Source organism: Lewinella sp. (assembly GCF_050633125.1).
GTDB lineage: Bacteria > Bacteroidota > Bacteroidia > Chitinophagales > Saprospiraceae > Lewinella.
This window is the reverse complement of record NZ_JBOEFX010000010.1, coordinates 1-12283: the sequence shown is the minus strand read 5'-3', so window position 1 is coordinate 12283 and position 12283 is coordinate 1. Positions and strand designations below refer to the sequence as shown.

Below are 12283 nucleotides of genomic sequence, written 5' to 3'. Positions count from 1 at the left end.
TCGGGTTTAAAATCCGACTTTACGGAACAGTGGAACAGCAGGTTACGAAATCTCTCCGCCACAGCTTGATCCCGCGCCAGCCGTACAGCCGTAACAATGCTGATTGACAACCACGCTGCGGTCTTTGAGGGCATCCAGGTCGAAATCATCTATGTGTTGGCTAGTGCTGGCAACTTTCAGGTCCAGCATCTGATTGAAATCACAATCGTAGATAAAGCCGTCCCAGCTGATGGAAAGGGTATTACGACACATAAGGCCATCAACCGTGCCAGGGTTGTAAGCCTCTACCAACTTGTGCATATACTCTTCATAGTTCCCACTCTCTAACAGGTAATCCAGGAAGCGGGCGATAGGCAAGTTCGTTATCGCGAAAAGCATATTGAATTCAATATCAAACTTACGCTTTAACTGACGCTTAAACTCTGCTTGCAAGGTCTCTTGGCTAGCGGGCAAGAAGGCACCACTAGGGTTGTAAACGAGGTGAAGTTCCAGGCCCGTCCCTTCTTTGCCGTAACCGACTGCGTTGAGCATCTGCAGGGCTTTGATAGAATCTTCGAAAACACCGTCGCCTCGCTGGCTATCGGTTCGTTTCTTAGAAAAATACGGAAGGGAAGAAACTACTTGTACCTTGTTTTTTGCAAAAAACTCCGGCAGGTCGTGGTATTTTGGATTGGCACACAGAATGGTGAGGTTACAACGATCAATCACCTGCTTACCCAGGGCCGTCACTTCTTCTACAAACCAACGAAAATGGGCATTCATTTCCGGAGCACCACCTGTAATATCGACCGTAGTGATGGTGGGCACAGAAGCTATGATCTGTAAACAACGCTCCAAGGTTGCGCGATCCATATTTTCCTCCTTGCGGTCGGGGCCGGCATCTACGTGGCAGTGGGCACAGGTCTGGTTACAGAGTTTTCCGATATTTAACTGAAAGATCTCTACAGGATTGGTCTTTAACGGACGGTGTCCAATTTCTGCAATCTTATCACCAAAACCAGGGAACTTCGAATCGACAATATCCTTGCCGTTGAGGACATTCAGTTGAACAAAAGAATCCGAAAGATTATTCCCTCTTGCTTTTAGGGATTTGCTTTTTTGCTTAATAGCCATCTATTGCTTTTTTTTGCAGCCATTTTAACTTTGACTTTTTTTGCCACGGAGACGCGGAGGCACGGAGATTCTGCTAAAAACGCTCTAATCCCGATTTATTCCGTTGAGGCCGTGTCTAGCTGATTTAGTGGCTAACTATTCTGTCAAAAGTAACTACTGCTTTTTGAGGAAAGTTTACGCTTCGCATATCTAGTACTGAAACGATGTATCTGTGAAGTCAGGTGGACTAACAAATTACATGGACAATCGTTCAGCGTGGTTCATCATCTGAACGCCAAATACCAGTGCAGCGCCACTCTTGATGGCAGCGGCAACGTGTACGGCTTCCATCATCTGCTCTTCATCCGCTCCTTTTTCGAGGGAAGCGGAAGTGTAGGCATCGATACAGTAAGGGCACTGCACAGTATGCGCAACAGCCAGTGCGATCAAGGCCTTTTCTCGCTCAGTGAGCGCTGTATCTCCTTTAAAAACAGTATTGTAGTAATCGAAGAATTTGGTGCCCATCTCCTCTTGCAACTCGGTGATCTTACCAAATTTACGTAGATCCTTAGGATCAAAATATTTCTTTTCCATGTTGTAGGAATGCTAGTTATTCTGAAAGGTAGCAATACTAGCACAAAAACCGCAGATGGCAAAATATATGCTGGGGCCAATGTCCGTAGTTGGACAAGTGTATTGCTGATCAGTGCGCAGGCCTGTAGGCCGGAGCGCGGGGCGCGGAGCGACCTAGGGCAAAGGATGGGCAGGAGCGCTAGCGACAGACAGCCTGGTGCCGATCCCGTCTCGACTAGAAAAGTCGGGATGGGAGAAGGCATGACCCCAAAAAAGTTACCTGCCAACTACCTTTCGGTAGCGGGCAGGCACAAAAATACAATACTGTGCTGCCTAGAAGAGCGTCTCCCCTACCTCTAGGCAGCCAAGTTGCTCTTTTTTACTGTTTTATCAGTCGCTGGATTTCTACTGGAGCTCCTGTTCTAATCAATTGTACGAAATACATACCTGGTTGCCAGTGGTTGGCGTCGAGGGTAAAGTTGTTGTAACCTTCGTAGCTATAGTTGAAATAGCTGGTCACCAACTGTCCTTGAGTATCAACTACACGGATTTGTGTAGGGCCATCCTGGGTAGCGCGCCAAGTGAGTACACTCTGGTTGCTCGTCAGGTTGGGAGCAAGCGTACTGGTAGGCGTGGTAACCAATTGTTGCTGATTGTCCGCTGAGCTCAAACGGCCTATTGCAAACCCGGTTACGGCAGTAGTGAGGCCCGACAATTGCAGGTCCAGGCGGGTATCTCCACTACCGTAAGCGGTAAAGGTGGTGGCCATTTCCTGAGCAGTTGCTTCGTTGCTCAGCGTGGCGGGGCCAATAAACTGATACGCTAAAGCATCGTCGGCATCCCAGCCGCTATTGTTGAACCATTGCCAGCCGGCAAGTTCACCATCGTCAAAGTAAAGCCCCGCTGAAAGTGCCGCCGCCCCAGGGTGCTCGGCAACGATACGCAGGGTTTTGCTGAAGGTCGTGCCAGTAGCCCAACTGTTGTTGGCGGTGCTTCCTGGCTGGTCAACCATCACACTCACGCAACCGTAGTCATGGGCAGTCTCATTGGTCAAAACGGCCATCATGCCTCCTGTGCCGGGGTCGGTGAAGTAAACCGTTCCAAAAGGCCCCAAGTATTCCTCGGCGGGTGCGCTGGTGTTGCGAACCGTTTGCACGTGATTGTCGGGCACTTCGTCGGCGCTGGTCAATTGTATTTGCTGTACTGAATTGGCGTTCAATAATCCTACCTGCACACCATTGGTTCCTTGAGCAGCAAACGATAGCTCGATAGCTTCCATCGCTTCAGGATAAGCATCATCGTAAACCCGAAACTGAAAAGATTGGGTATTGGTAACATTGTTGAACTGAAGGCTGCTCGTCAGTAATTGGTAGTCGCCCGTAGGCCCATTATCTGCATTTCCTTGTGCAAATAGCGATACATTAACCGGCTGTGTAGGGTAAGGTGTAATCCCAAGTTCGTAAGTGTAATCGGTATAACTGCGGCAGTTCTCCGCTTGGGAAGCATCCTCTTCTGCTAAGGTAGCAGCGACCGTTTTAAAGTACACTTTAGGGGTTTCGCAAGGGTCGTAAGTGCCGTTCATCTTGCGGATACTGCCTTGCCCGATGGGGTCTAGCCACACATCGAGACGGCGGCGCGGGTCACTTGCCAGGAGATCATCACTGTTGGTCCAGGAATAATTGAGGCGGCCGTAAAGGCCCAGGTCATTGGCCGGATCATCGCAATTTACACTGCCGCCGCCGAAAAGCTGACCAATAATGGTACCATCTTCGCGAAACAGCGCGGAACCAGAAGAGCCGCCCTCCGTCACCGAGTAACCATTTGGGGTAGCATCCCAATACAAAGCCCAGTAATAGCCATCTTCTTCGGGCACAACCGAGTGGGTGGAAATTTTCTTGGCATCGCCTGCTGGATGGTGAATACCTACCCCGGTATTGCCTTGCGCACCAGTAGCGTCCCAGCCGTTGAAATACACATCGTAGGCCCCGCGCGGGTTTTCATCCAGTTCAATCAGCGCAAAGTCTGAACTCAGAAGGGTATGCAAGCCAGTTTCCATCACACCAGCATTGGCCAACACTGTACCTCCACTGGTCGTTTGCTCAGGGAGTGGGCCGCTGTTGGCACAGCCTGCGTATTCATAATTCCAGTAAAAGACGTACCCGGAAACATCAGGGTTAATGATAGCGTCTTGCTTGATACCACCGCTCAGGCAGTGGTTGGCCGTCAGGAAGAGTGGCTTGCAATCGTTGGCGGTATTGGTCACCAGGGTTCCGGTACATAGGTAGAGGCCGTCCATAATGATCTTCGCCACGCCTTTCTTTTCATCCTGCCAGTTATCCCCTTCCTCACAGTTGACGTTGACCTGGCAATCACCAGAAGCTTTATCTTCGGTAGAGCCATCGAGGTTGCGGTAACCATGGCTTACCTGGGCAATTTTGATACTGCCTTGTCCACGCACATCAGCAGGTTCCAGGTATTCCAGTGTCAGCTGGGTGCCGTGCACTAGTGCCGTCGCAAAACGGCGATTGTCTTTGTTGTTATTTTCGGTAAAAGCCCCCAATACCTGGCTCTTATTTTTGTTGTACAAATACAACTCCGCCCCTTGTGGGAGGTAAAAGTCACTATAAAGCAGGTTGATATTCAAGGCATCAGGGCAAAAGATGGTGAGCCGCCAAACACGATCACCACCACGCAGTTCCGTCCATGTACCTGCGTTAGCGAGACTCAGGTCAACATTGTGCCCAAAAGCAAAACGGAGAGGGAGGTTATATGCCTCATCGGCCAGGTCTTCGGCTAGCAAGGCATCGGTATCCAATGCAGGCAGCACTACGGTAGCAGCAGTAGGCAATGCTTGTTGTGTGCTGATGGGGGTACCAGCAACACTGAGCTGAGCCCACGATAGTTGGACACAAGTTAAGATTAAGAGTAGGAGTAAAGAAAAACGTGTCATTTAGCAAATATTAAGAAGTGATAGTCGGTAGGACCAATGGCTGTTATACACCAAAAGTCTGAACTATCAGGCAAGAATCTTGCCTGGTCTGATATTTGCAAATGAGTGGGAAAATTTCCTTAACTCGCCCCCTTCTTCTCCCACACCACTACGTAATTGATGATGCGGCTACTTGAGTTCGTCATCATTTCCCAGGTTAACAGGTTAGCGTCGCCACGCGATTCATCGTCTTTGAGGTCTTGCCCTGCTTTCATGGTAAAATCTTTGCGCAGGAGGCTGAGAACCGGCCGGTTTTTGAAATTATAATCATTGCGATGTTTGTTGCCTCCTTTGGCTTTGTACAGGTCGCTTGTCACGCCTGATTTTCGCACGTAGTCCGTGTTCCCCAAACCATAAGGATCATCCACTACAAAGCCATTTTTAGTGATTGATTGGATAAAATAATTGTGTGTTCCAGACTGGCCTGCTCCCTTGTGAAAGATGGAAAACATGACCACGTTACCCAAGTCGAGGTGGTCTTTCACCAACTTGCGGGTGGCCAGGTCCGAGCTCAGGGTGTTGTATCTCTTATAGGCGTAGCTGCCTTGTTTCCCAAAATCGCCATCGTTTTCCAAGCCTTGCTGTAAGCGGATGTTGTGGCTACCGGAAGAGTTGATACTGGTAAAATGGGCGCTATTGATCAGGTAGTGATAAAAAATGGTAAGGTCTTCAAATTGGGCATGCTCACGCATATTTTCGGCCACCTTCTCAAAATGTCTTTCACCCAGCCTTCCAGCTTGTACTTTCTGATAATTCTTAGTGGCCCTAGCATTGATCCAATCAAGAAACTTTTTGCCTTTATTCTTCCAATGCCTTTCCAAATTGTCTGCTCCTTCTTCGCGAAAGCGTTGATCGATTGCTTCAATCATGTCCGCGCGCGACCAGCCGGCTCTTTCGGCCATCATGGTGAAGGTTGTAGGAGCGCAGGTACTCTCCGGCGAGATCAGGTTATCACTCTGCGTACGGTACTGCGGCACTCGCAGGAGGGTGTTCCAATCGGTATTGGAGTACCAAGAGCCTGCATTCGTATTCACATCATCTTCGGCTTTCACCCTGGCGATATTGCTTTCCGTCAACTTTATCCACTCTCGCAAGGGGGATATTAGTTCGTGCGGGCTGGTTACTTGTTGCAGATCTTCCTCATAGATTGGCTCCGGGGCTAGCGCGCTTATAGCTAGTGGATTACCTTTATTGAAACGACGAATAACGCGCTGTGCCTGCGACAGTACCCCTCTAATACGGTCTAGTTTATCCTGCCCTTTCAGGTCGTCCATCACTTCGTATTGCTTCTCCAAGAACGAGGCAAAAGCCATCAGATAATCGGCTCGTTCTTTCTGCTGCTGGGTCCAAAAATCCTCCCATAGACACCAACCTCCGCTGCTAAGTTTCACCAGCTCTCCTTTCTTTTTTACAAAAAAGTGGGACTTATCCAGGCCGCCTTTCAGGTAGGGATCTTGGGCCATACCTTTCACTCGAGTATTTGCTTGGGGGTATACCCAAATATTGGTATAGTAGGCATAGTAAGGCGAGGGGTCAAAGAAGTCGAGTTCCTCTGTGTCCGACACTTTCAGCCAGTGCTGGTTGGCTCGCTGGAGTGCGTTGCGTATTTTCCCAAGGGCAGCTTCGTTTTGGCTCTGTACTGTACCGGTAGCGAAGCGGGTCACCAGTTCCTTGGCTTTTTGGAGCGACTGGTCTACTTGCTGCTGCCCTTTCGTTATTGTATCTACCCCAGCCTCCGCATCTAATCTTTTCACGATATCACTGTGCAGTACTGCTTCTTTGTCCGTCGTTGGCTTACGCAGGTTGCGTATTTCGTCGGCAATACCTGCCAGATTGGTCATTTTTTCTTTGGCCAACGCTTGAACAGAAGTCACTTGCTTTGTCATTGCAGCCAGCTGCGTTTTTGCTTCCGACAATTGCTTTTGGGCCTGCGTTATCGTATTTCTGTTCTCCTTCAGTAAGGTGGCTGAAGCTTCGGCTTTTTCGTGAGCCGACCGGGCGCTACTCTGCAACTTAACCAGCTTGGCCGTACCTTCTTTGTTAACTCTTTTGTCTAGTGCGGCCAGTAGCTTGACAAATAATTTCTGATCAGCTACAGCGGTAGCTTCTTGCGTTTGCACCTTGGCAAGCGTATCACCTACTATCGTCAAAGACTGTTCCGTAGTGGTTGTTTTTTTGGCAAAATCTACCAGCGCAGTCGCACAGGTTTTATTCAGTTGGCGCACCAGCGTATCCCTTTCGCTCTTTTGCTGATTAATGCTTTTCCAGTAGTCCTTCACCAAGGAGTCAACAAACTTGTCATAATCAGGAAACCAGCTATCGCGCCGTTTTTTATACTTGTTATTTTTTCCCTCTTTCAGCCACTTGGTCAGTTTGGTTGTCTTTTCGTTAGCAAGGTTCTTTTCTTTAAAATACAATTTGAGAGTGGCCAGTGCCACTTGGGTTTGCTCAGACATGGAGGTGTTTTTTATGCAAAATTTCTCTAATATAGGGTATTTTAGGTTTGTTTGTCTGTGGTTTATCGTTGATGGTCACAGTATGAGCTTACAACAGCTATCCTTTCAAGAACCTAAGATGCCAGATTTTTTCAATCAACCATAAAACCTTCAAACCGCCCTCTGGCCCCATCCTCGGCCCTTCCCATTGTTTAAAATGGCTTCATTTCGGGATGTTTTTGACAGGGGAAGGGAGGCGTGATGCGCGGGTTTGTTTTGGGGTTACCACTCATCCTTTTAATAATGAATACGTGATATAGGCTAAGGTGCAACCGCACGCCGAACAGGGGAGGCTTGCTGTATTTTTTATTTCCCACTTCCGACTTCTGACTTCCGACTTCAAAATGGGCCTCCGCCTACCTTCGGTGGCGTCAGGCTGTCCGTCCTTTCAGTCCTACCATCCTTAGTCCCTGCGCGCTCCGCTTACCGCGCTCACCTGTTCGGTTCGCATTTTGATTGATCTCGAAAATTTTTAGAGAAGGAATCAATAAAGTGTACTTTGTATTTTTTTTGGTAAAAAACATAAGACAATATGGGCCACCCAAGCTCCAGCCTATCCACCAGAGGCCGCGCCTCCGCCGAAAATCCAGCAAGAATAGATTTTGAATTATTCATGGAGGCCAATCAAAATCTATATTGCCCTGATAGCAACCCTAATGGTGCATTTCCCCTGAACGTTGCCGAAAACACCCTATCTACATCGACTATCAAGGCACAGCTGACCTCCATTCTTCAGCAGAATGAAATGCCCGATTGGGTATTGAACTATACCGACCTGCTAGGGCACCCAGAGGTTAGAGCCGAAGTCGCCCAATTTATGGAACACTACCTCTGCAAATGCCCCATCGATGCAGATACCATTGGCTTCTCTGCGGGGGCCTCGGCTATTATAGAGGTCAGTTCATTTGTGCTAGCTAATCCCGGTGATGTGGTGGTCATCCCCGCCCCCGCCTACCCTATGTACACCAACGACCTTGGTCTGAAAAGTGGCATGGAACGCTACGACCTTCAAACACATTACGACATCACAGAAATGGGCTCTGAAGCACCGGTGACAACAGCACACTTGGATAAGGCCTGGGCAGACCTGAAAGCTCAAGGCAAATGCTTCAAAATACTATTGATCACTTCTCCCGATAATCCAACCGGTTGTCTGTACACCAAACAGCAATTGCGTCAGCTGGCAGATTGGTGCATAGCCCATAAAGTCCATATTATCGTCAATGAAATCTATGGGCTTTCCCTGATTGACACAGATGACCAGGATTTGCAACATGATTACGTTGAAACCACTAGCTACGCTTCTTTTGCCACCATCATGCACGAATCAGAGAGTGATTATTTGCACTTGTGGTACGCTTTCTCCAAAGACTTTGCCATGTCTGGATTACGGTTTGGTGTGATACATTCCCTGAACGAATCGTTAATGGCGGGCCTTGGTAATCTAAATATCCCTCACCTGGTTTCAAACATCACACAATGGATGGTAGGAACAATGCTAAAAGACACCGACTTTATCGAAAGCTACATCCGAGAAAACAAAGCGCGCCTTAGTCAAAGTTACAAACTGGTGGTAGAAACCTTAAGAAAAGCGAATATTCCTTATGTTCCCGCCAGAGGAAGCTTATTTGTCTGGGCGGATTTTTCTAAATTCCTAAAAGAGGATAGCGACAAAGGCCAGGAAGTACTTTGGATTGACATTTTTAAAAACACGGGCGTATTGCTCACTCCCGGTTTAGGGTTCCAGCATCAAAAAAAGGGACTTTTTAGAATTGTACACACCGCAGTACCCCTTGCCCATTTAGAGGTGGCAATGGATAGGATGAAGGGTTATCTTCTTGGGTAGAATCATTTTCTTTATCTTTCGGCTCAGCCTGTTTCTGGCTGTGCGTTAGTAACATTTTTCTGATTCGAGACCTCAAAATACGTACTACCCAAGTTTTATTACCCCAGCCTTACGCCTGGTTCACGGCTCTAAACAATCAATAATGAACAAGATTTTAATTTCAACTTGCTCTCTGCTAGTTTGTATTTCTTTACATTCTCAGTCTTTTACTTCAACGCTAATATCAGATGAGATTCCTAGCTGCCAGGGAATCATCGCACACGACTTTAACTCGGATGGAATAAACGAGTATGTTGTCACTCAATTTAGCCAAGATAAGGTTCTTCTGTTAAGAGAAGACAATGGCCAAATAATTGAAGAGGAACTACTTACAGTTGATGGTCCAATTAGATTAGGCATAGGAGACTACAACCTAGACGGCTTGGATGACATTTTGGTAATCCATTCCTTGTCTAGTGGTATCAAGGTGTTGAGAAATCAAGGGAATCTAGCATTCTCTACTCAGTTCTTAAATAGCTTTGACTTTGAAAAAGGCCGGGAATTTGTATCTCACGATTTCGATCAAGATGGTGATTTAGACTTAATCGTTGCAAGTCCTGCCAATGATAAAATTTCATTATTTGAAATGACAAGCCCTGGTTTTTTCTCCTTTAGTGTCTCTGACATTGATACAGATTTAGACAATGTTGGTGAAATTAGTACTGCTGATTTTAATGGAGATGGAAACATGGATATCGTGACTTGTGCTAGGTTTGGTTCTGATATAAATATTTACCTGAATGACGGATCATTAAATTTCAGTAAAATTAATATTGATAGCCAACCTTCACCTTTAGGTAATACAACTGGTGATTTCAACAATGATGGGTTAAACGACTTTGCCATAACTGACTTTTCCGGAGCAACCATTATTTATATAAATAGCGGGAATAATGTTTTTGAATCTACTCAAATAGACGTAGACATTCCTGAGGCTACTTCCATAGAGAGTCTCGATTTCAATAATGATGGAAATTTAGACTTAGCGGTAGCTTTCTCACAAGGACTAGCCATTTACAAAAACCTAGACCCCACATCATTAACCTTTGAGAAAGAAGAGATTATAATCAACGATGCTATCTCTGATATTTTTGTCTTTGATAACGAAAATGATGAAAACTTAGACATTCTTGGTTCAGTAGCAGGGGCTTCATCACTTTATTTATTTACAAATGACTTGACAAGCTCAACTATTGAACCTTTAGATTTTTCATTGTCCATATTTCCAAACCCTTCGAATAGTGTAATAAATATCACCACTATTGAAAGCAATTATATAGCTAAGCTGTACGATCATTCTGGACGCTTGTTTTTTGAGGGAGTGAACACTGAATCAATTGATATCTCTAAATTCCAAAGTGGAATGTATTTGTTAGAATTACAAGTACTAGAGTCTCAAAAGAAGATTTTCAAGAAAATCGTAGTAACTAAATAAGAACTCTTGCTACAAGGAATTAAATATCTAATGCTCAGTTTCATTTTTCATTTGGCCTTCCACTACAATAGTAGTGCACAAATTCAATTAGGGACTGATATTACAAGTGCACAAACACGCGATATATGCGGTTATGATGTTTCCTTATCCCATGAAGGAAACAGAATGGCCATTTCTTATAGTTCTTCCGTTAGCGTATTTGAGTACAATGGCATTGACTGGGTACAAATGGGAGAGGATTTAGAAGCAGAAGAAGGTAACAATGTATATATTTCGCTATCAGGAAACGGAGATATACTCGCAATAGGAGACTTTTCTTCGGTTAGGATTTTGGAATATGACGGCACGGAATGGGTACAAATTGGTCAAGATATTTTGAATGGAAATTTTGCAGGATCATTTGGCCATAGGGTTTCTCTATCAGAAGATGGTTTAAGCGTTGGAGTTGGAGTGGCCTCAAACGCAGCATCTGTTTTTGTATACAAATTTGAAAACGATGAATGGATACAAGTAGGGCAGGCTATTCTCCAAGATCCTGATGAGATGGAATACACTGGAATGTCCGTCTCTATTTCAGAAAACGGCAATACCATAGGCGTAGCAATACCAGGAATTAGTCAAGTAAGGATTTACGAACTCATTGCTGACGAATGGCTCCAAAAAGGAAGTGACATTGAAAACGAAGGTTTCTATGACGAGGGCGTATCTTCCATTTCATTATCTTCTAATGGTCAAAAAATTGCCATCGGTGCTCCTAACTGGTCAAGTGCTAATTCTATTAATATTGGTAGAGTTAGAGTATTCGAATATGAAACTGACGCCTGGAATCAAATAGGAAACGATATGGAAAGTGATGGCGCAGAATACGTTGGTGGCGCTGTGTCCTTATCTAACGATGGCACCACACTTGGAACCGGTTATCATTGGGGAGGGTCAGCCAAGATTTACAAACTTGAAAACAATGTATGGATTCAAAAAGGGGCAACCCTTGAAACTGGCTCTTTCTCGGTTTCCGTTTCAGGTAACGGAAACATTGCTGCTTTTGGAAACCCTTTATTTGATAACAACGGCCCTCAAGAGGGCGTATATCATGGTTTAGTTCAAGTTTTTGGAGATTTCGTCACAAGTACAGCAGGTGATTTCAATGAAAAAAATCAGATAAATATTTACCCTAACCCTTCAGCTGGCTTTACCACGATTGACCTGGGAGAAAATCATCAAATAGAAAGCATTGCAATAAGAAATGTTTTAGGTAAAACAGTAGATGCATTTGCAATTACTAATTCCATCAAGCAAGTTGAATTTGATATTAATGGGATGCCTGGTTTATACCTGATAGATGTCATCTCAAATACTGGCATACACAAGGTTTATAAACTAATAAAAAGCAACTAACCTCGATTTTTCATTTCTGCGAAAGCATAACATACACTCCATCCCCGGCACTAAGTGGTTTAGCTACGCTGATCGTCGTTCCTCCTCGGAGTTGGGAATATTATCCTGCTACCTGGTTTGTACACTTTCCAAGGGCATACTACCAGAAGTCTGCTCCTCCCCCTGACCTCATCACTCATAATGCAATGTGAGGTTTAGCTCACGTTAATGCAGCTTACCCCCTACCTGTCCTGTCTCTTGTATTGTCAATAGTGCCAACTATGTCAAAGAATGCCATTTCATAAATCAAGAGTATAAAAACGCTTATGAGGACTTCAATTTTCACTTTAACCATCTTTTGCTTGTGGGCTTGTCAGCAAGACCAATCTCAAGAAGAACAACCAGCGGACGTTGTTCAAAACTCGTTAGAGCAAGTTCAA

7 protein-coding genes are annotated in these 12283 nt (G+C 45.6%); 3 read left to right on the top strand and 4 right to left on the bottom strand.

Annotated features, from left to right (window positions below; all coding sequences use genetic code 11):
* Positions 1-42 precede the first annotated feature (42 nt).
* The 4 genes from arsS to ACRBG0_RS02005 form a co-directional block, all read right to left on the bottom strand.
* A complete protein-coding gene (arsS, locus tag ACRBG0_RS02020) occupies positions 43-1113 on the bottom strand; it encodes an arsenosugar biosynthesis radical SAM (seleno)protein ArsS (protein ID WP_431485262.1) in 1071 nt (356 codons plus the stop codon).
* 234 nt (positions 1114-1347) lie between these two features.
* Positions 1348-1686, bottom strand: coding sequence for an arsenosugar biosynthesis-associated peroxidase-like protein (locus ACRBG0_RS02015; RefSeq protein ID WP_020538613.1), 339 nt, complete (start codon positions 1684-1686; stop codon positions 1348-1350).
* Positions 1687-2044: 358 nt separating this feature from the next.
* The gene (locus tag ACRBG0_RS02010; RefSeq protein ID WP_431485261.1) at positions 2045-4615 is read right to left on the bottom strand and encodes a T9SS type A sorting domain-containing protein; all 2571 of its coding nucleotides are present in this window, start codon (positions 4613-4615) and stop codon (positions 2045-2047) included.
* Between the two features lie 119 nt (positions 4616-4734).
* On the bottom strand, positions 4735-7110 hold the full coding sequence (locus tag ACRBG0_RS02005) for a hypothetical protein (RefSeq protein WP_431485260.1): 2376 nt from the start codon (positions 7108-7110) through the stop codon (positions 4735-4737).
* Positions 7111-7681: 571 nt separating this feature from the next.
* On the opposite strand from ACRBG0_RS02005, the gene ACRBG0_RS02000 reads away from it, so the two are divergent.
* The 3 genes from ACRBG0_RS02000 to ACRBG0_RS01990 all read left to right on the top strand — a co-directional run bounded on the left by ACRBG0_RS02000 (position 7682) and on the right by ACRBG0_RS01990 (position 11864).
* Complete coding sequence (locus ACRBG0_RS02000; protein ID WP_431485259.1) at positions 7682-8995, top strand: aminotransferase class I/II-fold pyridoxal phosphate-dependent enzyme; 1314 nt, start codon at positions 7682-7684, stop codon at positions 8993-8995.
* Between the two features lie 142 nt (positions 8996-9137).
* Positions 9138-10469: an FG-GAP-like repeat-containing protein gene (locus tag ACRBG0_RS01995; protein WP_431485258.1), complete on the top strand. Its 1332-nt coding sequence runs from the start codon at positions 9138-9140 to the stop codon at positions 10467-10469.
* 6 nt (positions 10470-10475) lie between these two features.
* A complete protein-coding gene (locus ACRBG0_RS01990) occupies positions 10476-11864 on the top strand; it encodes a T9SS type A sorting domain-containing protein (protein WP_431485257.1) in 1389 nt (462 codons plus the stop codon).
* Positions 11865-12283 lie beyond the last annotated feature (419 nt).